Annotated in this window: 28 protein-coding genes and 1 pseudogene; 14 read left to right on the top strand and 15 right to left on the bottom strand. The window is 71.1% G+C overall.

All coding sequences use genetic code 11. The features are described from left to right. Nucleotides 1–46 precede the first annotated feature (46 nt). Both GI374_RS02105 and GI374_RS02100 read right to left on the bottom strand, forming a co-directional pair. On the bottom strand, nucleotides 47–541 hold the full coding sequence (locus GI374_RS02105) for a YsnF/AvaK domain-containing protein (RefSeq protein WP_370515089.1): 495 nt from the start codon (nucleotides 539–541) through the stop codon (nucleotides 47–49). A 95-nt stretch (nucleotides 542–636) separates the two neighbouring features. Next, nucleotides 637–1,962 carry a FliI/YscN family ATPase gene (locus GI374_RS02100; RefSeq protein WP_370515112.1) on the bottom strand — a complete coding sequence of 442 codons (1,326 nt, stop codon included), beginning with the start codon at nucleotides 1,960–1,962 and terminating at the stop codon, nucleotides 637–639. 104 nt (nucleotides 1,963–2,066) lie between these two features. On the opposite strand from GI374_RS02100, the gene GI374_RS02095 reads away from it, so the two are divergent. The 10 genes from GI374_RS02095 to GI374_RS02050 all read left to right on the top strand — a co-directional run bounded on the left by GI374_RS02095 (nucleotide 2,067) and on the right by GI374_RS02050 (nucleotide 7,675). Continuing rightward, a complete protein-coding gene (locus tag GI374_RS02095; protein WP_154335343.1) occupies nucleotides 2,067–2,444 on the top strand; it encodes a FlgB family protein in 378 nt (125 codons plus the stop codon). Nucleotides 2,445–2,454: 10 nt separating this feature from the next. After that, the gene (gene flgC / locus GI374_RS02090; protein WP_154335342.1) at nucleotides 2,455–2,844 is read left to right on the top strand and encodes a flagellar basal body rod protein FlgC; all 390 of its coding nucleotides are present in this window, start codon (nucleotides 2,455–2,457) and stop codon (nucleotides 2,842–2,844) included. An 11-nt stretch (nucleotides 2,845–2,855) separates the two neighbouring features. Next, nucleotides 2,856–3,158 (top strand): flagellar hook-basal body complex protein FliE, encoded by a 303-nt coding sequence (locus tag GI374_RS02085; RefSeq protein WP_154335341.1) that lies wholly within the window; start codon nucleotides 2,856–2,858, stop codon nucleotides 3,156–3,158. Nucleotides 3,159–3,167: 9 nt separating this feature from the next. After that, a complete protein-coding gene (locus tag GI374_RS02080) occupies nucleotides 3,168–3,434 on the top strand; it encodes a flagellar biosynthetic protein FliQ (protein ID WP_154335340.1) in 267 nt (88 codons plus the stop codon). 1 nt (nucleotide 3,435) lies between these two features. Continuing rightward, entirely contained in the window at nucleotides 3,436–4,158 is a 723-nt protein-coding gene (locus GI374_RS02075) for a flagellar hook-basal body complex protein (RefSeq protein ID WP_154335339.1), read from the top strand. An 18-nt stretch (nucleotides 4,159–4,176) separates the two neighbouring features. Beyond that, a complete protein-coding gene (gene flgG, locus GI374_RS02070; protein ID WP_154335338.1) occupies nucleotides 4,177–4,962 on the top strand; it encodes a flagellar basal-body rod protein FlgG in 786 nt (261 codons plus the stop codon). Further along, a complete protein-coding gene (flgA, locus tag GI374_RS02065) occupies nucleotides 4,962–5,387 on the top strand; it encodes a flagellar basal body P-ring formation chaperone FlgA (protein WP_154335337.1) in 426 nt (141 codons plus the stop codon). The genes flgG and flgA overlap by 1 nt, the downstream gene beginning before the upstream one ends. A gap of 11 nt (nucleotides 5,388–5,398) precedes the next feature. Then, nucleotides 5,399–6,145 (top strand): flagellar basal body L-ring protein FlgH, encoded by a 747-nt coding sequence (flgH, locus tag GI374_RS02060; protein WP_154335336.1) that lies wholly within the window; start codon nucleotides 5,399–5,401, stop codon nucleotides 6,143–6,145. Beyond that, nucleotides 6,142–6,675, top strand: a complete 534-nt coding sequence (locus tag GI374_RS02055) for a hypothetical protein (RefSeq protein WP_154335335.1) — start codon at nucleotides 6,142–6,144, stop codon at nucleotides 6,673–6,675. Before flgH ends, GI374_RS02055 begins: the two co-directional genes overlap by 4 nt. Nucleotides 6,676–6,739: 64 nt before the next feature. Then, entirely contained in the window at nucleotides 6,740–7,675 is a 936-nt protein-coding gene (locus tag GI374_RS02050; RefSeq protein ID WP_154335334.1) for a glycosyltransferase, read from the top strand. Here the strand turns inward: GI374_RS02050 and GI374_RS02045 are convergent. Together GI374_RS02045 and GI374_RS02040 are read right to left on the bottom strand one after the other, a co-directional pair. Continuing rightward, nucleotides 7,672–8,646: an NAD(P)H-quinone oxidoreductase gene (locus GI374_RS02045; protein WP_154335589.1), complete on the bottom strand. Its 975-nt coding sequence runs from the start codon at nucleotides 8,644–8,646 to the stop codon at nucleotides 7,672–7,674. The genes GI374_RS02050 and GI374_RS02045 overlap by 4 nt on opposite strands. Before the next feature lie 11 nt (nucleotides 8,647–8,657). Beyond that, a complete protein-coding gene (locus GI374_RS02040; RefSeq protein ID WP_154335333.1) occupies nucleotides 8,658–9,323 on the bottom strand; it encodes a COQ9 family protein in 666 nt (221 codons plus the stop codon). 111 nt (nucleotides 9,324–9,434) lie between these two features. On the opposite strand from GI374_RS02040, the gene rpsU reads away from it, so the two are divergent. After that, on the top strand, nucleotides 9,435–9,641 hold the full coding sequence (gene rpsU / locus GI374_RS02035) for a 30S ribosomal protein S21 (RefSeq protein ID WP_154335332.1): 207 nt from the start codon (nucleotides 9,435–9,437) through the stop codon (nucleotides 9,639–9,641). Between the two features lie 121 nt (nucleotides 9,642–9,762). After that, nucleotides 9,763–10,881, top strand: coding sequence for an alanine dehydrogenase (ald, locus tag GI374_RS02030; protein WP_154335331.1), 1,119 nt, complete (start codon nucleotides 9,763–9,765; stop codon nucleotides 10,879–10,881). Nucleotides 10,882–10,895: 14 nt separating this feature from the next. Here ald and mscL read toward each other — a convergent pair. Next, nucleotides 10,896–11,318, bottom strand: a pseudogene (mscL, locus tag GI374_RS02025) (large conductance mechanosensitive channel protein MscL); the annotation flags it as partial. A gap of 96 nt (nucleotides 11,319–11,414) precedes the next feature. On the opposite strand from mscL, the gene GI374_RS02020 reads away from it, so the two are divergent. Beyond that, nucleotides 11,415–12,119, top strand: a complete 705-nt coding sequence (locus GI374_RS02020; protein ID WP_154335329.1) for a glutathione S-transferase N-terminal domain-containing protein — start codon at nucleotides 11,415–11,417, stop codon at nucleotides 12,117–12,119. A 60-nt stretch (nucleotides 12,120–12,179) separates the two neighbouring features. Here the strand turns inward: GI374_RS02020 and pheT are convergent, their stop codons facing one another. From pheT to pyk, 7 genes are all read right to left on the bottom strand, one after another. Beyond that, on the bottom strand, nucleotides 12,180–14,588 hold the full coding sequence (gene pheT / locus GI374_RS02015) for a phenylalanine--tRNA ligase subunit beta (protein WP_154335328.1): 2,409 nt from the start codon (nucleotides 14,586–14,588) through the stop codon (nucleotides 12,180–12,182). A gap of 4 nt (nucleotides 14,589–14,592) precedes the next feature. Next, nucleotides 14,593–15,189: a hypothetical protein gene (locus tag GI374_RS02010; RefSeq protein WP_195759806.1), complete on the bottom strand. Its 597-nt coding sequence runs from the start codon at nucleotides 15,187–15,189 to the stop codon at nucleotides 14,593–14,595. A 194-nt stretch (nucleotides 15,190–15,383) separates the two neighbouring features. Continuing rightward, entirely contained in the window at nucleotides 15,384–16,466 is a 1,083-nt protein-coding gene (pheS, locus tag GI374_RS02005; protein ID WP_154335326.1) for a phenylalanine--tRNA ligase subunit alpha, read from the bottom strand. Between the two features lie 162 nt (nucleotides 16,467–16,628). Continuing rightward, the gene (gene rplT, locus GI374_RS02000; RefSeq protein ID WP_154335325.1) at nucleotides 16,629–17,009 is read right to left on the bottom strand and encodes a 50S ribosomal protein L20; all 381 of its coding nucleotides are present in this window, start codon (nucleotides 17,007–17,009) and stop codon (nucleotides 16,629–16,631) included. Between the two features lie 16 nt (nucleotides 17,010–17,025). Beyond that, the gene (rpmI, locus tag GI374_RS01995) at nucleotides 17,026–17,226 is read right to left on the bottom strand and encodes a 50S ribosomal protein L35 (protein ID WP_154335324.1); all 201 of its coding nucleotides are present in this window, start codon (nucleotides 17,224–17,226) and stop codon (nucleotides 17,026–17,028) included. Nucleotides 17,227–17,337: 111 nt separating this feature from the next. Then, complete coding sequence (locus tag GI374_RS01990; RefSeq protein ID WP_154335323.1) at nucleotides 17,338–17,562, bottom strand: hypothetical protein; 225 nt, start codon at nucleotides 17,560–17,562, stop codon at nucleotides 17,338–17,340. A 37-nt stretch (nucleotides 17,563–17,599) separates the two neighbouring features. After that, the gene (gene pyk / locus GI374_RS01985; protein ID WP_154335322.1) at nucleotides 17,600–19,045 is read right to left on the bottom strand and encodes a pyruvate kinase; all 1,446 of its coding nucleotides are present in this window, start codon (nucleotides 19,043–19,045) and stop codon (nucleotides 17,600–17,602) included. Nucleotides 19,046–19,157: 112 nt separating this feature from the next. On the opposite strand from pyk, the gene GI374_RS01980 reads away from it, so the two are divergent. Continuing rightward, nucleotides 19,158–19,898, top strand: a complete 741-nt coding sequence (locus GI374_RS01980; protein WP_154335321.1) for an N-formylglutamate amidohydrolase — start codon at nucleotides 19,158–19,160, stop codon at nucleotides 19,896–19,898. Here GI374_RS01980 and GI374_RS01975 read toward each other — a convergent pair. Genes GI374_RS01975 through GI374_RS01965 form a run of 3 tightly spaced genes read right to left on the bottom strand, consistent with a single transcriptional unit; the run spans nucleotide 19,895 to nucleotide 22,714 of the window. Further along, entirely contained in the window at nucleotides 19,895–20,812 is a 918-nt protein-coding gene (locus GI374_RS01975; protein ID WP_154335320.1) for an alpha/beta fold hydrolase, read from the bottom strand. The two genes, GI374_RS01980 and GI374_RS01975, sit on opposite strands and share 4 nt — an antisense overlap. Further along, a complete protein-coding gene (locus GI374_RS01970; RefSeq protein ID WP_370515087.1) occupies nucleotides 20,802–21,860 on the bottom strand; it encodes a patatin-like phospholipase family protein in 1,059 nt (352 codons plus the stop codon). The genes GI374_RS01975 and GI374_RS01970 overlap by 11 nt, the downstream gene beginning before the upstream one ends. Next, a complete protein-coding gene (locus GI374_RS01965) occupies nucleotides 21,857–22,714 on the bottom strand; it encodes a D-amino-acid transaminase (protein ID WP_154335319.1) in 858 nt (285 codons plus the stop codon). The genes GI374_RS01970 and GI374_RS01965 overlap by 4 nt, the downstream gene beginning before the upstream one ends. Between the last annotated feature and the right edge of the window lie 6 nt (nucleotides 22,715–22,720).

Here is a 22,720-nt window from a genome sequence, read left to right as displayed (position 1 = left end):
TAACAGTCTCCTCATGAACACTGGGGTTGGGTTGGTCCGCTGGCCTTCACGGTTCGTCGCGGGTGGCGCCGTCGGGAGCCAGCCGCTCCACCACGGCATGCTGGCGGCGCAGTGACACCGGCAGTTCGACCGCCTCGGTCGCGCGATTCCGGTGGATGTGGATTTCCTCGGTCACGAACAGCCGCTTCTCGACCACCAGCCGCTCCTCGACCACGGGAAGGATCAGGACATCGTCCTCCTCGCGCGTGGGCGGCATCGAATCGACGAAGCGGTTGACCGGATGGCGGGTCACGGTGGCCGTCTGGTATTCGAGGTCGGCCCGCTCGACATGGTCCACGACCTCGGTCCGGGTGCTGACCCGGACAATGCCGCGCTCGACCAGCCGCCTGGAGATATGCGCCCGTTCCTCGGCCAGCGTCACGACCTGCTCGTCAACGCGGCCGGCGTCGCGGGTGAAGGCGTCGGGGTAGACCGCGACCCCGTCGTCGGTCGTGACGAGGGGATCGTCGCGGCGCTCGCGGGCGGGGGGATCTTGCGGCACGGGCAGCCTCCTTCTGACAGCAGCGGGTCGTCGGCCGGGCTTCGCACCGGCTTGCCGTCAGAACGGGGTGGCGGGGCGGCGGGTTCCCCGAAAAGTCAGCCGCGCCCCCCCGCACCCCGCTGCGGCCCGCCGCCGAGCGCGGCCTGCAGGAGCGCGAAGCTTTCGGCCGCACCGCCTGGCGCCCGCTCGCCCACGAAGCGGTCGAGCGCGGGGTTCAGCCGCACCGCCTCGTCAAGCTCGGCGTCGCTGCCGGGCGCGTAGAGGCCGGCGCGGATCATCAGCTCCGACCCGGCATAGGCGCCCATGAGGCCGCGCGCCCGCTGGATCAGCGCGTTCTCGGCCTCCGTCGCCGCGGCCGGCAGCGAGCGCGAGACCGAGCGCAGCACGTCCACGGCCGGAAAGCGCCCGCGCTCGGCGATGGCGCGGTCGAGAACCACATGGCCGTCGAGCACGCCGCGCAGGATATCGGCCACGGGCTCCTCCATGTCCGAGCCCGCGACCAGGACGCTGAAGACCGCGGTGATATCCCCCGCCGTGCCCTCCGTCCCGGGCCCGGCGCGCTCCGCCAGCGCCATGATGAGATGCGCGGTGCTGGCCGGAAAGCCGCGATAACTGGGCGCTTCGCCCGCCGCGAGGGCGATCTCGCGATGCGCCTCGGCAAAGCGCGTGACCGAATCGGCGAGCAGCAGCACATGGCGACCCGCGTCGCGGAAATGCTCGGCCACCGCCATCGCCGCCCAGGCGCAGCGGCGGCGCAGCAGCGGCGACTGGTCCGAGGTGGCGGCGACGACGACCGAGCGCGCAAGGCCCTCCGGCCCCAGCACCTCCTCGACGAGCTCGCGCAGCTCCCGCCCGCGCTCGCCGATCAGCGCGATCACCGCGACATCGCAGCCGACGCCGCGCGCCAGATCGCCCAGCAGCGTGGACTTGCCGACGCCCGAGCCCGCGAAAAGCCCGATCCGCTGGCCGCGCACCAGGGGCAGCAGCGTGTCGAACACCGCAAGCCCGGTGTCGAGCCGCTCGCCGAGCCGCCGCCGCTGCGTCGCGGGCGGAGGCGGCGCCCGGAACGGGCGCGGGCGCCCCCCGGGCGCCAGCGGCCGACCGTCGAGCGGCTGGCCGAAGCAGTCCACGACGCGCCCGAGCCAGCCGTCATGCGGCGCGATGACCGGCGGCGGCTCCAGCTCCGCAAGCGCCGCGATCCCGAGCCCGTCGAGCCCGCCCTCGGCCAGCGCCACCGCCCCCTCCGGTCCCAGCCGCACTATCTCGGCCCCGAGCGCGGCGTCCTCGAAGCGCACCCGGTCGCCGATCGAGGCCCGCGTGCTCAGCCCCTCGATGGTGACGAGGCCGGAGCCGAGCGCGGTCACGCGCCCGAAGCGCCGCACCGGGTCGAGGCGGCCGATCCGTTCCACGATGGGTTCGATTTGAAGCAATTTTCGATCCTCCCGGCCGGCACCCGCGGCCACGGAAACGATTCCTAAACCTCTCCCGGTTAAGACCCGGTTATCGAGACCGAGGAGAACCCAGGATGCTCGGAAATATCGAGACGATGCGGATTGCGCGGGCGATGATGACCCATGCCGGCGCGCGCCAGCTCGAGGTGGCGCGGAACGTCGCCAATGCCGACACGCCGGGCTACCGCGCCCGCGACGTGGCGGCCTTCGAGCCGGGCGAGGGGCCCGCCATCGGCCTGCGCGCGACCCGCATGCGGCATCTGGCCGGGGACGACCCCGCCGCGGGCTTCCGCAGGGTGGATGCGGGGGGCGAGGCTTCGCCCAACGGCAACACCGTCTCGCTGGAGGGCGAGATGCTGCGCGGGGCCGAGACCAAGCGCCAGCACGACATCGCGCTGGCCGTCTACCAGTCCGGGCTGCGCCTCATGCGCGGCGCCACCGGCCGCCGCTGAGGGGCCGCCCATGTCCGACGTCACCGCCACCGCCATCGCCGGCTCCGGCATGCGCGCCCAGGCCCTGCGCCTGCGGCTCGTCTCCGAGAACGTCGCCAATGCCGACACCCCCGGCTACCGCCGCAAGCTGGTCCCGTTCCAGCCCGACCGCGACTTCGGCCGCGAGACCGGCCTCGTGGCCACCGGCCGCGTCCAGCTCGACCGCGCCGCGCTGCCGCGAATCCACGACCCCGCCCATCCGATGGCCGACGCGCAGGGCTATTACGACGGCTCCGGCGTCGACCTGTTGATCGAGATCGCCGACGCCCGCGAGGCCAGCCGCAGCTACGAGGCCAACCTCCGCGTCTTCGAGCAATCGCGGCAGATGTCCGCCTCGGTCCTCGACCTCCTGCGCCGCTGAAAGGATTCTGGATGATCTCGTCGCTCTCCGCCGTCTCGGCCTACGACCTCGCCCGCCCGGCCATCGCCGCGGGCGGCGCCCGCCCGGCCGCGCTCACGCCGAAGCCCGGCGAGGGCCTCCTCTCCTCCGGCGACCGCTTCCTGCTCGCCCTCGACCGCGTGGACGGCACCGCGCAGGCCGCCATGTCGGGCAGCGCCAGCAGCCAGCAGCTGGTCCAGACCATCGCCGAGACCGAGGTCGCGCTCGAGACGGTGGTGGCGATCCGCGACCGGGTGGTCGAGGCCTACCAGGAAATCCTGCGGATGCCGGTCTGAGGCGCGGCCATGGACGAGAACGTGATCTTCGACATGGTGCGGCAGGCCCTCTGGGTCTCGGTCAGCATCTCGGCGCCGCTTCTCGCCGTGGCGCTGATCGCCGGGGTGGTGATCGGCCTCTTCCAGGCGCTGACCTCGGTGCAGGAGATGACGCTGACCTTCGTGCCGAAGGTCGCGCTGATGCTGGGCGTGTTCTGGGTCAGCATGAGCTTCATGACCGCAACGCTGGGCTCGTTCTTTCAGGACCAGATTCTGCCGCTGGTCGCGGGCGGCTGAGATGGACAACGCGATCTATGCGGGCCTCACGCGGCAGTCCGGCCTCCTGCGCGAGATGCGGGTGGTGGCCAACAACGTCGCCAACGCCTCGACGACCGGCTTCCGCCGCGAGGGCGTGGTCTTCGCCGAGCACCTGAGCGCCACCGGCGCGCAAGGCCGGGCGGGGACGCTGTCGATGGGCCTCGCCCGCGGTCGCGTGGCCGACCTGCGGCAGGGCGCGCTCGAGGCGACCGGCGGCCGCTTCGATCTCGGCATCGAGGGCGAGGGCTTCTTCATGCTGCAGACGCCCGATGGCCCGCGCCTGACCCGCGCCGGGGCCTTCCTGAGCGATGCCGCGGGCAACCTCGTCAACGGCGACGGCCACCTCGTCCTCGACGAGGGCCAGGCGCCCATCGCGCTGCCGCCCGGCGCCCGCGCCATAGCCGTCGGCCCCGACGGCACCGTCAGCGCCGATGGCGAGCCGGTCGGCCGCGTCGGCGTCTTCACCGTCCCCGACCCTGCGGCGCTCCAGCACCGCGGCGGCACCCTCTTCGAGGCCACCGCCGCCCCGCAGCCCGCCGAGGACACCCGCCTGCGCCAGGGCTTCCTCGAAGGCTCGAACGTCGACCCGGTCTTCGAGATCTCGCGCCTGATCGAGGTGCAGCGCAGCTACGAGCTCGGCCAGTCGCTTCTCGACCGCGAGGACGAGCGCATCCGCGCCGTCATCACCGCCCTCACCCGCTGACCTTACGGAGGCCCCGCCATGAATGCGCTGCAGATCGCCGCGACCGGCATGAGCGCCCAGCAGACCCGCGTGGACGTGATCTCGAACAACCTCGCGAACATGTCCACCGCCGGCTACAACGCCCGCCGGGCCGAGTTCGCGGACCTCTTCTACAGCCAGGCCGTCCGCCCCGGCAGCATCGCCGCCAGTGACGGCACGATGGTGCCCGCGGGCGTGCAGCTCGGCATGGGCGTGCGGCCCACGGCCGTCGCGATCCAGCCGCAGCAGGGCAGCCTCGCCCACACCGCGGGCGATCTCGACGTGGCGATCGACGGCGCCGGCTACCTTGAGGTCACGCTGCCCTCCGGGGCCCCGGCCTATACCCGCGACGGCGGGCTGAAGCGCACTGCCGACGGGCTGATCGTGACGTCGGACGGCCTCCCGGTCATGCCCGGCATCACCATCCCGGCCGATGCCGGCAGCATCGCGATCAGCGCCGACGGCGAGGTCTACGCCCATTTCGGCGACCGGGTGGAGCCGGAACTGCTGGGCCAGTTCACCCTCGCCTCCTTCGTGAACGAAAAGGGCCTCGAGGCCGTCGGCTCGAACCTGTTCCTCGAGACCGGCGCCTCCGGGCCGCCGACCGTGGCGGCGCCCGGCCAGGAAGGCCTCGGCACCCTGCGGCAGGGCTACCTCGAGGAAAGCTCGGTCGATCCGATCCGCGAGATCACCGAGCTCATCAAGGCGCAGCGCGGCTACGAGCTGAACGCCAAGGTCATCACCGCCGCCGACCAGATGCTGAGCGCCACGGTGCAGGTCCGGTGATGCGCGCCCTCGCCCTGATGCTGGCTGTGGCCGTCCCACCGACCGCGGCCGATGCCCTCGCCGTGACCGCGCGCCACGCGCTGCCCGCGGGCACCGTCCTCTCGGCGCAGGATGTCGCCCTCGACCTCCGCCTCGAGGGCGGCCTCTCGGACCCGCGCGAGGCCATCGGCCGCCAGCTGCGCCACGCCGTCCACGCGGGACGCCCGATCGCCGCCGTCAGCCTGACCGCCCCGGTGCTGGTCGAGCGCAATCAGCTCGTCACGCTGATCTGGTCCGGCGCCGGCCTCTCGATCTCGACCGAAGGGCGCGCCCTCGGCCGCGGGGCTGCGGGCGAGACCATCCGCGTCCTGAACACCGCATCGCGCGTCACCGTGGCCGCGACCATCCAGCCCGACGGCACCCTCGCCGTCGGCATGACCCCATGAGGATCCCCGCGATGTCCCGAGCAACCCCCCTGCGCCTGACCCTGGCAGGCGTCGTCGCCCTCGCCGCCCTGGGCGGCTGCGCCCGCCTCGGCGATGTCGGCCAGACGCCCGCGATGACAGCCCCCACCAGCGGCCCGGAATTCGAGGCGATGGCGAACCCGGTGCTGTTCATCCCCGACGCCCCGCCGACGCCCGACACCGGCGCCTCGCTCTGGGACGCCTCGCCGCGCTCGCTGGTGCGCGACCACCGCGCCTCGGTGCAGGGCGACATCGTGACCGTCGTGATCGAGATCGACGACCGGGCGGAGATGCAGAACACCTCCGGCCGCACTCGCCGCGCCGCCGACAGCGTCGGCATCGAGGCCTTCGCCGGCATCCCGCAACGCCTGGACCCGCACCTGCCCGCGGGCGCGAGCCTGGGCGAACTGGCCGAGGCGAGCGCGTCCTCGACCTTCAAGGGCAGCGGCAACATCTCGCGGCGCGACAAGCTGACGCTCAGGGTGGCGGCCACGGTCATCGAGACGCTGCCGAACGGCGTGCTGCACATCCAGGGCACCCAGGAGGTCCGCGTGAACTACGAGCTGCGCGAACTGACCGTCAGCGGCTTCGTCCGACCGCAGGACATCGACCGCCGCAACGAGGTCGCCTATGACCGCATCGCCGGCGCCCGCATCGCCTATGGCGGCCGCGGCCAGATCACCGACGTCCAGCAGCCGCGCTACGGCCAGCAGGTCGCCGACATCCTGCTGCCCTGGTGAGCGGGATGCGCCGGGTCATCGGCATGTTGGCCTCGCTGCTGCTGACGGCCGCGGCCCTCGTCGGCGGGGCGCTCGGGGGCGAGCAGCTTCGCCTCCGGCAGCACCCGGCGGCGTCCGAGGTGCCGGCAAGCGAGCCGGAGGCGGTGGCCGCGGTTCCGGCGGACCCGCCCGGTGCCGAGCCACAGGACCCCGGCCCCGCCGCGGCCCCCGGCACCTCGTTCCGGTTTCCGCAGCAGTTCTTCGTCCCCCTCGTCCGCAATGGCGAGGTCCGCGGCGCCATGGTCCTGACGCTCGGCATCGACATCCCCGCCGGAATGGAAGAGCAGGTCTACGCCGCGGAGCTGCGGCTGCGCGACGCGCTGCTGCGCCGCCTGCTGATCCACGCCAACACCGGCGGTTTCGACGGCAACTTCACCTCGGAAGCGCATCTGGCGCTGCTGCGGCGCGAGCTCATGGACGCCGCGCATCGGATCGCTGGAGAGGCGGTCGCGGGCATCCTCGTGATCGACATCGCGCGGCAGGAGCAGTGAGGCGGGCAGGATGGCGCGGTCAGGTCGGGCGGGCTAGAGCGAGGGGCCTCACGAGGGTTTGCCGATGTCCGACCGCCCGGTCACGATCTGTCTCGCGCTGCACAACGGAGGGGCCCATGTTGCGGAGCAACTCGACAGCATCGCCCGTCAGAGGGGCGCGGGCTGGCGGCTGATTGTCGGGGACGACGGATCGCGCGACGACGGCCCGGCTATCGTCCGTGCCTTTGCGGCGCGCTTTCCGCCCGGTCAGGTGACGCTGCTTGCAGGGCCTGAGCGCGGAGCGGCGCAGAACTTCCTGCACCTGCTGGCGGCGGCGGCCCCCGATGCGCCGCTGGCTTTCTGCGACCAGGACGATGTCTGGCTGCCGCATCGGCTCGCAACGGGCCTCGCCGGGGTGGCGGCGCTCGGCCCCGGACCCGCGATCCATTGCGCGAGCACCATGGTCTGCGATGCGTCGCTCCAGCCGCTGTTTCCATCGCCGCTGCCCGCACGGCCGCTCGGCCTGCGCCATGCGCTCCTGCAATCCGGCGGCCCCGGCAACACGATGCTACTCTCTCCCGAGGCGGTGAGGCTCTTGCAGCGCGGTCAGGCTGCGGCAATCGCGGCGGAGGTGCCGGCGCATGACTGGTGGGCCTATCTGCTGGTTTCGGCGGCGGGCGGGCGGATGGTGCGCGACCCGGCGCGGGTGCTGCTCTACCGGCAGCACGGGCGCAACCTCGTCGGCCGCAACGACACGGCGCTCGGGCGGGCGCGGCGGGCACGATGGCTTTTGGATGGAACCTACGGGGGATGGCTCGATGCCAACCTGCGCGCGCTCGAGGGGGCGGCGGAGCTGCTGACGGCGGAGAGCCTCGGGCTCGTCCAGGCGATGCGCGCCGCACTCGGCCGAGGCGGACCTCGAGCCGCGCTCGGCTTGGCGCGGCTCGGCCTTTACCGGCAGAGCCGCGCCGGCACCGCCCTGGTCCTCGCCGCGGCGGCACTCGGGAAGCTGAAGCCCTAACCCCCCGCCACCCGCAGCGCGATCTTGCCGATGTGATGGCCCTCCTCCATCCACCGATGCGCCCCGGCGGCGTCCTCGAGGGCAAACTCGCTGTCCAGCGGCACCTTCACCGTGCCCGCGGCCAGCAACGGCCAGAGGTGGCGGCGCAGCGCCGCGGCGATCGCGGCCTTGGCGCTGTCGGATTGCGGCCGCAGGGTCGAGCCGGTGACGGTCAGGCGGCGGCGCATGATGGTCGAGAGGTTCAGCTCCACTTTCGCGCCGCCGAGTTGGGCGATCATCACCAGGCGGCCATCGTCGGCGAGGGCATCGAGGTTGCGGGGGGCGTAGCTGCCGCCGACCATGTCGAGGATCAGGTCGGCGCCGCCCTCGGAGTCCAGCACCTCCACGAAATCCTCGCTGCGGTAGTTGATCGCGGTCGCGCCGAGCGCCTCGCAGGCGCCGCATTTCTCGTCGGTCCCCGCAGTGGCGAAGACCCTCGCACCCAAGGCGCGGGCGACCTGGATCGCCATCGTGCCGATGCCGGAGGAGCCGCCATGGACGAGGAACCGCTCGCCCGCGCGCAGGCCGCCGCGCATGACGACATTGGACCAGACGGTGAAGGCTACTTCGGGCAGCGCGCCGGCTTCCTGAAGCGACAGCCCCTCGGGGACCGGCAGGGCGTGGGCGGCGGGGGTCGTGGCGTATTCGGCATAGCCGCCGCCCGGCAGGAGCGCGCAGACGCGGTCGCCCGCGGCCCATTCGGTGACGCCCGGCCCGACCGCGGCAACCTCGCCCGAGCATTCGAGGCCGGGCAGGTCCGAGGCGCCGGGCGGCGGGGCATAGCTGCCCTTGCGCTGGAACACGTCGGGGCGGTTCACGCCCGCCCAGGCGACGCGGATCAGGATCTCGCCGTGGCGGGGCAGCGGCACCGCGCGGCGCGTGGCCTTCAGCACTTCGGCCCCGCCGGGGGTGGAGATCTCGACGGCGGTCATCGCATCCGGGATCACGAGCGGCCTCCCGCATGAGCGGAGCGCGGCGCGCGGACCCAGCCGGTCGTGGCACGCGCGAGCGCGTTCCAGCCCGGCAGGCGACGGGCGCGGGTCTTGACCTCCTCGAAGCGCATCACGCCTTCGATCCGGCGCTCGAGGAAGGCGCGGGTATCCGCCAGGCCGGCGGAGCGGTCGCCCATCCAGTAGAGGACCGTCGCCGCATAGACCGCGCCGAGGGTCGCGCGCTTGGTCCACCAGGCGAGGTCGTCCGAGCGGTCGCCGAGGCCGTCCCAGATTGCATCCGCGGTCTCGCCGATCAGCCGCGCGCCGAGGCCGCCATGGACCGGGAGCGACAGGACCGCGGCGCCGGCGCGGACCAGTTCGGGGTCGGAAAAGCTCAGGCGGCGCATCACCGCCTCGGCCACGCGCTCGCGAAAGCGGCCGGTGGGCGGGTTGGCGGCAAGGCTGGCGCGCAGCGCGGCATCGCCGCGGCGGTGATAGGCGGCGGCGAGGCCGGCGCCGCCGGAGATCAGCGCCTCGGCATAGGCGCGGTCCAAGCCGAGATCGGCGGCCCCGGCAGCGAGCGCGCGGGCGTTCATGCCGTCGAAAGGCACATGCAGAAGCGCCGCGTCGAGCAGGCGATCGGCGTCGCGGGGCGGCGCTGCGGCGGGGTCGGTCATCGCATTCTCCGGTCCGTTCGGGCAGGCTGGACAATTCTGGCCGGCATTGCTATGGGCCGGACCTCCTGCAGATCATGCTCAACTCTAACCCAGGAAGGTGGTGACAACCACATGCAGGTCAGTGTTCGCGACAACAACGTCGAACAGGCGCTCCGTGCGCTGAAGAAGAAGCTTCAGCGCGAAGGTGTCTTCCGCGAGATGAAGCTCAAGCAGCATTTCGAGAAGCCGTCGGTCAAGAAGGCGCGCGAGAGGGCCGAGGCCGTCCGCCGCGCGCGCAAGCTGGCGCGCAAGAAGGCGCAACGCGAGGGCGCGCTGTAAGGCGACGCGAACCGCAGCGGTTCAGGGACCCCCGAGGCCAAGGCCACGGGGGTTCTTTTTTGTCTGAGACTCCGGCCCGGCTTGCTGGCAGCATGCAGGCGCCAAGCCCGAGAGGACCACGATGAAGATCGGCTGCCCGACCGAGATCAAGCCCCAGGAATACCGCGTCGGCCTGACGCCCGCCGCCGCGCACGAGGCCGTGGCCCACGGCCATGAGGTGCTGGTCCAGTCCGGCGCGGGCGATGGCGCGGGGTTTGCGGACGATGCCTACGAAGCCGCGCGGGCGACCATCGTGCCGGACGCGGCGGCGGTCTGGGGCGAGGCCGAGCTGGTGGTGAAGGTCAAGGAGCCGCAGCCGCAGGAGCGGGCGCAGCTGCGCCGCGGGCAGGTACTCTTCGCCTATCTCCACCTCGCGCCGGACCCGGAGCAGACCCGCGACCTGCTCGCCTCCGGCATCACCGCCATCGCCTACGAGACCGTGACCGACCGCGCCGGGGGCCTGCCGCTGCTCGCGCCGATGTCGGAGGTCGCGGGCCGCCTCGCGCCGCAGGTGGGGGCATGGACGCTGCAGAAGGCCAATGGCGGGCGCGGCGTCCTGCTGGGGGGCGTGCCGGGGGTGCGCCCGGCGCGGGTGGTCATCATCGGTGGCGGCGTGGTGGGCACGGCGGCCGCGCGGGTCGCGGTCGGGATGGGGGCGAATGTGTCGGTCCTCGACCGCTCGCTGCCGCGGCTGAGCTATCTCGACGACGTGTTCATGGGCTCGCTGACGACGCAGTATTCCAGTGCCGCGGCGATCGAGGAGCTGCTCCCGACCGCGGATCTGGTGATCGGCGCGGTGCTGATCCCCGGCGCGGCCGCCCCGAAGCTGGTCAGCCGGGCGCAGTTGGGCAGCATGATGCCGGGCGCGGCCTTGGTGGACGTCGCCATCGATCAGGGCGGCTGCTTCGAGACCTCGCGCCCGACAACCCATCAGGACCCGATCTACGAGGTGGACGGAATCATGCATTATTGCGTGGCGAACATGCCCGGCGCGGTGGCGCGGACCTCGACGCAGGCGCTCGGCAACGCGACGCTGCCCTTCGTCCTCGCGCTTGCCGACAAGGGCTGGCGCGCGGCGGCGGAGGCCGACCCGCATCTGCGCGCCGGCCTCGCCACGCATGAGGGTCAGCTGACCTCGCTGCCGGTCGGCGACGCGCTTGGGCTGGCCGCGGTCACCCCGGACGAACTGCTCGCCGGGTAGGCCGAGGCGCGCTCGGCGGCCAGCAGGTCGCGGATCTCGGCCAGCAACGCCTCGGACGAGGGGCCGGCGGCGGAGGCCTCGGCGTTCTCCTTGCGCATCGCCGCGTCCTTGATCCGGTTCACGCCCTTGACCAGCAGGAACACGACGAAGGCGATGATGAGGAAGTTGATGACCGCGGTCAGGAAGCTGCCATAGGCCCAGATCGCGGCGCCGCTGTCGCGGGCGGTGGCGAGCGGGGCGCCGTCGGGCACGTCACCGCGCAGAACAATGTAGCGACCGGAGAAGTCCATCCCGCCGGTGATGAGGCCGAGGATCGGCTGGATGATGTCGTCCACCATCGAGGCCACGATCGCCGTGAAGGCCGCCCCGATGATGATGCCTACGGCCATGTCCATGACATTGCCCTTGGCGATGAAGTCCCTGAATTCCTTGATCATGAGCCTGTCCCCTGCTGCGCGGCCCTGCCGCCGGATTGCTCCGGCGCACGCGCGACCATACATCAGCCCCGACCGCCTTCACAAAGGATTGATGCGATGTCCCTCTCGGACTTTCCGATCACCCGCCGCTGGGTCCCGCAGCATCCCGACCGGCTGCAGTATTACGGCCTGCCGACGCCCAACGGCATCAAGGTCTCGGTCATGCTGGAGGAGCTGGGCATCCCCTACGAGGCGCACCGCGTCTCGATCTCCGACCCCGAGGAGCAGTTCACGCCCGAGTTCCTGAGCCTCGCGCCGAACAACAAGATCCCCGCGATCCTCGACCCCGACGGGCAGGAGGGCAAGCCGATGGGCCTCTTCGAGACCGGAGCGATCCTGATCTATCTGGGCGACAAGACCGGCCGCTTCCTGCCGCGTGAGGGGGCGAAGCGCTACGAGGTCATCCAGTGGCTGATGTGGCAGATGGGCGGCGTCGGGCCGATGTTCGGGCAGGTGGGCTTCTTCCACCGCTACAAGGGCCGCGAGATCGAGGACCCGCGCCCGCGCGAGCGCTACTACAACGAGACGCGCCGCCTGCTGGGCGTGCTCGACCGCCAGCTTGCGGGGCGTGAGTGGATCTGCGGCGAGTATTCGATCGCCGACATGGCGGTCGCGCCCTGGGTGCGGACGCTGCGGTTCAACTACGACGCCGCGGCGGAGGTGGGCCTCGACGGGTTTGCCGAAGTGAACCGCTGGCACGCGGCCTGGATGGAACGCCCGGCGGTGCAGGTGGGCATCACGGTCGGCGCCGCGCCTGACTGAGGGCGCAGGACCGGGGGTTTTCCCCCCCCGGACCCCCGAGGATATTTCGCCAAGGCGAAGTCACTGGCGCAGGGTGCCGCCGGTGGCCTTCGTCACCTTTTCGACGATCTTCGTCGACACCGCCTCGATCTCGGCATCGGTCAGGGTGCGGTCTTTCGGTTGCAGGCGCGCGGTGATCGCCAGCGACTTCTTGCCCGCGCCCATCTGCGCCGCCGCCTTCTCGCCCGCGAACTGGTCGAAGACCCGCACGCTTTCGATCAGCTGCTTGTCGGCGCCCTCCGCGGCCCTGACGAGGCTCAGCGCCTCGACCCGCTCGTCCACGACGAAGGCGAAGTCGCGCTCGACCGCCTGCAGGGCGGAGGCGTTCAGGGCCGGGCGGGTGGTGCTGCGGGTCTTGGGCAGGGGCACCGCGGCAAGGTGGATGGTGAAGGCGACCGCCGGCCCCTTCACCTCCATCTCGCGCAGGACGCGCGGATGCAGCTCGCCGAAGGTCGCCAGACGGTTCGGCCCGAGCGCGATGTTGCCCGCCCGCCCCGGATGCCACCAGCCGTCCAGCTTGCGGTCGATCTGGACCTTCGCGGGCGCGCCGAGCGTGGCGAGGATCGCCTCGGCATCCGCCTTGGCGTCGTAGATGTCCACCTGCCGGCGCGAGCCCCAGGGATCGCGCGGCGCCGTGCCGCCGACCAGCAGGCCGGAGAGCGCCACCCGCTGCTCGCCCGGCTCGCCGCCGGTGAAGACCGGGCCCAACTCGAAGAGCGCGAGGTCGGCGGCGCCGCGCGCCTGGTTACGGGCGGCCGCAGCCAGCAGGCCCGGCAGCAGGTCAGGACGCAGATGCGTCATCTCGCTGCTGATCGGGTTCTCGAGCCGCACCGCATCCCCGCCGCCGCCGAAGCGCCGCGCCGACTCGCGGTCGATGAAGCTGTAGGTCACGCATTCGTTGTACCCGAGCGCTGCCGCCATCCGCCGGGCCGCGCCCTCGCGCTGCTGCTGCGGCGTCAGCACCGGCTGCGGCACGCCCGGCCGCGGCCGCGACAGCGGCTGGCCCTGCAGCTTCGTCAGCGAGGCGATGCGCGCGACCTCCTCGATCAGGTCGGCCTCGCCCTGCACGTCGGGCCGCCAGGAGGGCGGGCTCGCCATGTCGCCCTCGAAGGTGAAGCCGAGCGCCTCGAGCGTCTCGCGCTGCCGCTCCGGCGGGATGTCCATGCCGACGAGATTGACGAAGCGCGCCGGGTCGAGTCGGTAGGCGCGCCTGGTGTCCGGCACCGCGCCGTCCATCACCACCTCCGACGCCGTGCCGCCGCAGAGGTCGAGGATCATCCGCGTCGCCAGTTCCAGCCCCGGCAGGGTGAAGGCCGGGTCCACGCCGCGCTCGAACCGGTAGCGGGCGTCGGAGTGGATACGCAGCGCGCGGCCGGTGGCGGCGATGGTGATCGGGTCCCAGTAGGCGCTTTCGAGGAAGACGTCGGTTGTCTCGCCGGTAACGCCCGACTCCTCGCCGCCCATGATTCCGGCGAGGCTCTCGGGGCCGCTGTCGGCCGCGATGACCATGTGCTCAGGGCGCAGGGTGTAGGTCTTGCCGTCGAGGGCCAGCAGCGTCTCGCCCTGGCGCGCCGGGCGGATGACGAGATCGCCCTGCACCTTCGCCATGTCGAAGACGTGCAGCGGGCGGTTCAGCGCGTAGGTGAAGAAGTTGGTGATGTCGACGAGCGCGCTGATGGGACGCAGGCCGATCGCGGTCAGGCGTCGCTGCAGCCAGTCGGGCGACGGGCCGTTCGTCACGCCGCGGATCACGCGCCCGGCGAAGAGTGGGCAGCCCTTGTCCTTGAGGCTCGGGTCGATGGTGACGCCGATCCCCGCCGGCCCCTCGCCCGGCACCGGCTCGATCTCGAGCGGCGTCAGCGTGCCGAGGCCCCGCGCCGCGAGGTCGCGGGCGATGCCGCGGATGCCGAGCGCGTCGGGGCGGTTCGGGGTGATCTTGATCTCGATCACCGGGTCGATCTTTTCCGGCGCGTTCTCGGCCAGCCAGTCCACGAAGCGCTGCCCGACCTCGCCCGACGGCAGCTCGATGATGCCGGCATGCTCGTCGGAAAGCTCCAACTCGCGCTCGGAGGCCATCATGCCGCGGCTCTCGACCCCGCGGATCTTGCCGACGCCGAGCGTGGTGTCGATCCCCGGCACATAGTCGCCGGGCTTCGCCAGCACCCCCACCAGCCCCGCCCGCGCATTCGGCGCCCCGCAGACGATCTGCTTCTCGCCATCGTTGGTCTCGACTCGGAGGACGCGGAGCCTGTCGGCATCCGGGTGCTGTTCGGCATGGGTGACTCGTGCGAGCGTGAAGGAGGCGAGCCGCGCTGCCGGGTCGGAGAGCGATTCGACCTCGAGGCCGAGGTCGGTGAGGGCGGCGGCGATCTCCTCGACGGTGGCGGTGGTGTCGAGATGGTCGCGAAGCCAGGAGAGGGTGAGTTTCATTGGTTCAGTCGATCCTTATAGCCTTCAGCCCGCATTCCCGCAGCGTCGACAGGGCGCTCCCGAGTTTCGTCGATATCTCGTTGCCTTCAACATTCAACCCTGAAGGGATCGCGCTCCACTCGTCTTGATAATTCTTGTGGCGCATCTCTTCGGGGTCGATCAACGTTTCCTTCCCCACCCGCTCCGAGAGCAGCATAAGCTGCAGAAAACTCACCTTGCCTTTAATCTCATCCCAAGCGCCAGTAAGGTCGTCAACCGCAGCAACAGCGCAATCGCCCTCATTATAGATCGAGAACCGAACTAATTTCGAATCCAAGTCGTCGATAACGCTGTCAACCGATGGGATACGGTTTTTCAACTCTGTGACCTTGACCTCAATCAACATACGCTCCCGTTCTGGGTCTGGATCGGCACCGAACATCGACAATGAGATTATTAGGTCGGCCACACTCTTGTCCGCAAAAAATCGTGCGAGCGTTTTCTGAAAGCCACCGAGGGCACCGAGAAGATCCTCGGCTGTATCGCGTCGCCGGATCTGAACCGCTTCGATCTTCCAGCTTTCCAATTGCGCTTTTGCGATCAACAGGCCAACAACGATCACGAAAGTAGATACAAGGGATGCAGCTCCAGACACTATCGTTCCGATGTCTGCCCATTCATCAAGTGTGAACCCCCACACCATGGATACTATGCGCTCACGCTAACCCGACGTCCGCCACGGACCTTCCGGGAGCGCGCGGCCGGTCTGTTTGCAGTCATTGCTCTTCCTACCGTATAGATCCCGCGACATCGCAATCACCGCGACAGCCCACCCTCGATGCTCGGCACATCCCCCGCCGCAAACCCGTAGTGCCGCAGCCACCGCAGATCGCTCTCGAAAAACGCTCGCAGATCGGGAATTCCGTATTTCAGCATCGCGATGCGGTCGATGCCCATGCCGAACGCAAAACCCTGCCACTGCGACGGGTCCACGCCGCCGGCCTCCAACACCTTCGGATGCACCATGCCGCTGCCGAGGATCTCCAGCCAGCTCTCGCCCACGCCGATCTTCAGCTGGCCGCCGGACCAGTCGCAGCGGATGTCGACCTCGGCCGAGGGTTCGGTGAAGGGGAAATGCGAGGCGCGGAAGCGGAGTTCGACCTCCTCGACCTCGAAGAAGGCGCGGCAGAACTCCTCCAGAGTCCATTTCAGGTTCGCCATCGAGATGTCGCGGCCGATCGCCAGACCCTCGACCTGGTGGAACATGGGCGTGTGGGTCTGGTCCATGTCCATGCGGTAGACGCGGCCGGGGCAGATGACGCGGAGCGGCGCGCCCAATTCCTGCATGGCGCGAATCTGGACCGGGCTCGTGTGGGTGCGAAGGACGTGTGGGGGGCGGTCGTCGCCCTCGGCGCGGGCCATGAAGAAGGTGTCGTGCTCCTGCCGGGCGGGATGCTCGGGCGGGATGTTCAGGGCGTCGAAGTTGAACCAGTCGCTCTCGACCTGGGGGCCCTCAGCGACGGAAAAACCCATGTCGGCGAAGATGGCGGTGACTTCCTCCGTCACCTGGCTCACCGGGTGGATGGTGCCGCGCGGGCGCGGGCGGGCGGGGAGCGTCACGTCGAGCCACTCGCCCTTCAGCCGCGCGTCGAGGGCCGCGTCCTCGAGCGCGAGGCGGCGGGCGCGCAGGGCGGCGTCGATCTCGTCCTTGAGGCGGTTGAGTTCGGCCCCGCGGGTCTGGCGCTCCTCCGGCGTCATGCGGCCGAGCTCGCGCATCATCAGCGCGACCTCACCCTTCTTGCCGAGCGCGGCGAGCCGCACCTCCTCGAGCGCAGCCGGATCGGCGGCATCGGCCACGCGGTCGAGCCAGGCGGTGCGGAGGGTGGCAAGATCGGTCATGGGAGGGCCTCGTCGCGGTGCGGGGGCGGGTTAGCATGCGCGCGCCGGGCGGGGAAGCCGGGGGCTCCGCGCCCCCGGACCCCCGCGGGATATTTTCAGACAGAAGAAGCGAAAAGGCCCGCGCCGGGCGGGCGCGGGCCTTTCATGTGCCTGCGGGTTGCCTCAGGCGGCGACGGTCTCGCGGGCGGCCGCTTCGCGGGCCTGACCGACGATCGCGGCAAAGGCCTCGGGCTCGTGCACGGCGAGGTCGGCCAGCACCTTGCGGTCCACCTCGATGCCGGCCTTGGACAGCGCGGCGATGAAGCGGGAATAGGTCATCTCGGCATCGACCTCGCGCACGGCGGCGTTGATCCGCGCGATCCACAGGGCGCGGAAGTTGCGCTTGCGGGTCTTGCGGTCGCGGGTCGCATACTGGTTGGCCTTGTCGACGGCCTGGGTCGCGGTCCTGAAGCTGCGCGAACGGTTGCCGTAGTAGCCTTTGGCCTTCTCCAGCACCTTCTTGTGGCGGGCGTGCGTGACCTTGCCGGATTTCACTCGGGACATCGGTTCTCTCCTCGGCTCAGCGGTCGTAGGGCATGTATTTCTTGACGATCCGGGCGTCCTGATCCGACAGGATCGTGGTCCCGCGCGCGTCGCGAATGAACTTCGTGGTGCGCTTGATCATCCCGTGCCGCTTGCCCGCCTGGGCGGCTTTCACCCGGCCCGCGGCGGTCATGCTGAACCGCTTCTTGGCGGCCGACTTGGTCTTCATCTTCGGCATTTTCGTCTCCTTCGAGTCGTCAGACGCGCGGCTCGGCAATGCCAATCGGCCGGCTGCGCGGGGGAAAGGGCGCCTATAGCCGAGGCCGCCCGGGCTGGCAAGGGGCGGCGGTCAGAAGTCGATCCGTGCCGTCGCCAGCCGCGTCCAAGCGGCGGCGATGTCCTGCAGGTGGAAAGCGCCGGGCGCGAGCCAAGCGGCGAGGAACATCAACGCGATGCCGAGGACGAGGCTCGCCGCGGCGGAGCGAGGCGCCTCGGTCCGCGCAACCGCGATCAATGCGAGCGGAAGCGACAGGAGGCAGAGGAGAACCCCCGCCAGCAGCAACAGATCGGCCATGCCCCACCCCCGCGCGTCGTCGTCGTGACAAGGCCGTCTATTCGGGATCGGTCCGGTAGATCAAGCGCTCGTCGCAGCGGGCGACGCGCAGGATGTTGGTGGTGCCGGCCACCTGGAAGGGAACCCCGGCGATCACGATGATCTGGTTCGTCTCGTCGGCGAAGCCGTGTTCGCGCGCCACGCGGGCCGAGTTGACCACCGCCATCTTGAAGCGGTCCACCGGCGGGACCAGCACGCAATGCGTGCCCCAGAGGAGGCGCAGCCGGCGGGTGACGCGCAGCTCGTGCGAGAGGGCGATGATCGGCACCCGCGGACGTTCGCGCGCCACGAGATTCGCCGTGGTGCCGGACTGGGTGAAGGCACAGATGGCGCTGACATCGGTGGTCTCGGCGATCTCGCGCGCGGCGGCGACGATGCCGTCGGCGACGGTGGTGCGGTCGACCTTGCGCGAGGCCTCGATCACCTCGCGGTAGACCGGATCGCCCTCGACGCTGCGGGCGACGGCGTCCATCGTCGACACGGCCTCGATCGGGTACCGGCCGGCCGCGCTCTCGGCCGAGAGCATCACCGCATCGGCGCCCTCGTAGATCGCCGTCGCGACGTCCGAGACCTCGGCGCGGGTCGGCATCGGGCTCTCGATCATGCTCTCGAGCATCTGAGTCGCGACGATCACGGGCTTGGCCGCCGCCCGGCAGGAGCGGACCAGCCGCTTCTGGATCGGCGGGACGGAATGGACCGGCATCTCGACGCCGAGGTCGCCGCGCGCCACCATGATCCCGTCCGACGCGGCGAGAATCGCGTCGAAGGCGCGCACGGCCGCAGGCTTCTCGATCTTGGAGAGGATCGCCGCCCGGCCGCGGGCGAGTTCACGCGCCTCGGCCACGTCCTCGGGCCGCTGGACGAAGCTCAGCGCCAGCCAGTCCACACCGAGTTCACAGGCGAACTCCAGGTCCTCCCGGTCCTTGGCCGAGAGCGCGGCGAGCGGCAGGACCACGTCGGGCACGTTCACGCCCTTGCGGTCGGAGATGACGCCCCCCGAGGTCACGATGCAGTCGGCGAAGTCGGGGCCGCAGTCCACGACCTTCAGCCGCACCTTGCCGTCATTGACAAGAAGCTGGGTGCCGGGCGTGATGGCGGCGAAGATCTCGGGGTGCGGCAACTGCACCCGGTCGCTGTCGCCCGGCGCGGGGTCGAGGTCGAAGCGGAAGCGGTCGCCCTCTTCGAGCGCATGGGCGCTCGCCTCGAAGGTGCCGACCCGGAGCTTCGGGCCCTGAAGGTCGCCGAGCACCGCGATGGGGCTTTGGCAATCGGCCTCCACCCGGCGCACGATCTCGTATCGCGCGCGCTGCTCCTCCTGCGTGCCGTGGCTCATGTTGAGTCGGAAGACGTCCGCCCCGGCCTCGAACAGCCGGCGGATGGTGTCGTAATCGCTGGACGCGGGTCCCAGCGTCGCCACGATCTTGACCTTCCTGTGCCGCCGCATCGCCCCGCCCTCTCATGTCGTGCGGGAGGGTTATGCCCCTCCGCGCCCGCGGCCACAACTGGCGCCCGCGCTTGCCGGCGGCTAAGCCTTGGCGATGCCACGCGACGCGGCCATGACACAGACACCTTACGAAATCATGAACCCCGCCGCGCCGTCGCGCTGGCTCGTGACCTGCGACCACGCGACCAACCGGGTGCCGGACTGGGTGGATGGCGGCTCGCTCGGCATCGCGGCCGAGGACATGGCGCGGCACATCGCGCTCGACGTGGGGGCGGCGGGGCTCAGCCGGGCGCTTGCTGCGCGCCTCGACGCACCGGCGATCCTGTCGGATTTCTCGCGCCTCGTGATCGACCCGAACCGGGGCGAGGACGACCCGACGCTGGTCATGCGCCTCTATGACGGCACCGTCATCCCCGCCAACCGCCGCATTACGCGGGCAGGGATTGAGGAGCGGCTCGACCGCCTGCACCGCCCCTATCACGACGCCTATGCCCGGCTGGCGGCGACCCATCCGACCCGCGCGATCTGCGCCATCCACAGCTTCACCCCGCGGCTGCGCGGACGCCCGGCGCGGCCGTGGCAGGTTGGCATCCTCTATTCGCATCTCGACGAGCGGCTGGCGGTGCCCATGCTGGACGCCTGCCGGGCAGAGGGGTGGATCGCGGGCGACAACCAGCCCTATTCGGGGCATCTCGACGGCGATTCGATCGACCGCCATGCGCTCGCGCAGGGAAGGCCGAACCTGCTGATCGAGGTCAGGAACGACCTGATCCGCGACGAGGCGGGGCAGCGCGAATGGGCCGCGCGGCTCGCGCCGGTGCTGGAGCGGGTGCTGGCGGAGAGCGGGCTCTAGCGCCCCGCCATCTCGCGGATCGCCGCGGCCACAGCCTTCGGGCGGATGACCGGCATCATGTGCCCGCCGGGCATCGGCCGCAGTTCGGCATGCGGCAGGGTGGCGGCGGCGTGCTCGGCCTGACCGAAGCGCACCACATCGTCCTCGCGCCCGTGCAGGATCAGCGCCGGCGCCTCGATCTGCCCGAGCCGCGGCTGCAGTGCCCTGATGCCGCGATCCGCCACGTCGAGGTCGCGCAGCGCGCCCGAGACCGCGCGCGGCTGGCCCGCCATCAGCCCGCCGCCCCAGATCATGAAGCCCGCCGGGGCCGGATCGGGCGCGAAGCTCATGAGCGCGATGGGCGGGCCGATGGTCGCCATCAGCGGCTGCGTCGCGCCGCGGGCAAGCGCCTCGCGGAGCGGCGTCGCGCGGCCGAGCGCGGCGGCGGCGGCGGTCAGCTGCGGCGCCATGGGCCGCGTCAGCGCGCCGAGCGTCACCAGGCCCGCCACGAGGTCGGGCCGGTCCGCCGCCAGTTGCAGCGCCACCGCGCCGCCGAGCGAATGACCGACCACGATCGCCGGGCGGCCGCCCGCGGCCTCCAGCATTTCGGCCGCGAGCGCCGCCTGCGCCTCCAGCCTCTCGCCACCCTTCGGGGCCGAGGCCGAGCGGCCCGCCCCGCGCCGGTCGTAAGCCAGCACCCGGAAGCCGCCGAGCTGCGGGATCAGGCGCGAGAAGTTCAGCATGTTGCCGAAAAGGCCGTGGATCAGCAGCACCACCGGCCCCTCGCCCTCATCGAAGACCTCGACCGCGCGGCCACCGAAGCCCCGCGCCTGGCCCGGCCGCGGCGAGATCCGCCGCGCGACCGCGCCGACCAACGGCCCGGCCAGCACCGTGGCGGCCAGCAGCCCCAGGCGGCGCTTGCCCTTATCCCGCAAGACGGCCCCCTGTCCCCATCCATGCCGGCTCGTCGAAGAACTGGCCCGGATCGAAGGTCGAGCGCTGCCCGAGGTCGTCCCAGTGCGCCTCCAGCCAGGCCTCGGCCCAGTGGCGGCCGCGCTTGAACAGCAGGTCGAGATAGGCGGCTTCGGCGTTCATCTTGCTCGACGCGGCGAGGTCCTGCACCTCGGCGTCAACGTGGATCAGGTGGATCAGCGCCGCCGCAGCACCGCGTTCGGCCGGGTCGTCATGCTCCTCGCGCCAGTGGCGGCGGAGGAGCGCGATGGCCTGAAGCTCCTTCAGCAGCGAGGCGTTGAAGCTGATCTCGTTCACGCGGTTGATGATCTCACGGGCGCTGCGGGGCACGGCGTCGCGGATGATCGGGTTGATCTGGACGATCACGATGTCGTCGCTGCGCGGCGATTCGATCAGCGGGGTCAGTGCCGGGTTGCCGCTGAAGCCGCCGTCCCAGTAGGCCTCGCCCTCGATCACCACGGCGGGCGTGGACTGCGGCAGGCAGGCCGAGGCCATCACCGCCTCCGCCGTCACCTCGCCGCGGCTGAAGACCCGCGCCTTGCCCGAGCGGACATGTGTGGCGGTCACATGAACGGCGACCTGACGGCAGCCGTTCACGTGGTCGAAATTAACATGGGCGTCGAGGATGCGCCGCAGCGGGTTGAGGCCGAAGGGGTTGAGTTCGTAGGGCGAGAAGACGCGTTGCAGCCCCTCGAGCCAGAGATAGCCGGGCGAGTGATCGAGGCTCCACCGCCCGAGCAGCCGGTCCGCGAAGCTGCGCTGCACCGGCGAGAACCGCGCCGCATCGCTGACCGCGCCCCAGAAGCGCCGCAGCGCCGCGCGCGCGCCCTCGCGGCCGCCGATATGCATCCCCGCGGCCAGCACCGCGGCGTTCATCGCCCCGGCCGAGGTGCCGCTGATGTCGCCGATCATCAGCCGCTCGTCCTCGAGGATGCGGTCGAGCACGCCCCAGGTCAGCGCGCCGTGGCTGCCACCGCCCTGAAGGGCGAGGTTGATCCACTTGACGCTCACAGCGCCGAAGCCCGCGCGTCCTCGAGGTAGATCTCGCGCAGCCGCCGGGCGACAGGGCCGGGGCGGCCGTCGCCGAGGCGCGCGCCGTCGATCTCGACCACGGGCATGACGAAGGCGGAGGCCGAGGTCACGAAAGCCTCGTCGGCCGCCCGCGCCTCCTCGGGCGTGAAGCCGCGCTCCTCGACGGTCATCTGCGCCTCGGCGGCGAGCCGCATGACGGCGGCCCGGGTGATGCCGTGCAGGATGTCGGTCGAGAGGCCGCGCGTGACGATGCGGCCGTCCTTGACGATCCAGGCGTTGTTGGAGGTCCCCTCGGTGATGACGCCCTCCTCGATCAGCCAGGCATCGTCCGCGCCCTGCGCCTTGGCCTCCATCTTGGCGAGGCTGGGGGCCAGCAGTTGCACCGTCTTGATGTCGCGCCGCCGCCAGCGGAGGTCTGGGAGCATGATGACCCTGATCCCGTCGCGCGCCTGCGGACTGTCCGCAAGGCCGGGCTTCGACTGGGTGAACAGCACCACGGTCGGGGCGACGCCCTCGACCCAGGCGAAGTCGCGGTCGCCGGGATTGCCGCGCGTCACCTGCAGATAGACCAGCCCCTCGTCGATGCCGTTCGACTCGACCATGCGGCGGTGGATCGCCAGCCACTCCTCGTCAGTATGAGGATTGGCGATCTTCAGCGCGCCCAGCGAGCGGCCGAGGCGGGCGAGGTGGCCGGGGAAGTCCACCAGCTTGCCGCCGAGGACGCTCGTGACCTCATAGACGCCATCCGCCATCAGGAAGCCGCGGTCGAAGACCGAGACCTTCGCCTGATCCTCGGCCAGCTCGTCGCCGTTCACATGAACGATGCGGGTCATGCGCGG

The sequence above is a fragment of the Paracoccus sp. S-4012 genome, assembly GCF_009674885.1.
Lineage (GTDB): Bacteria > Pseudomonadota > Alphaproteobacteria > Rhodobacterales > Rhodobacteraceae > Paracoccus.
This window is presented reverse-complemented; position numbering and strand designations above follow the sequence as displayed.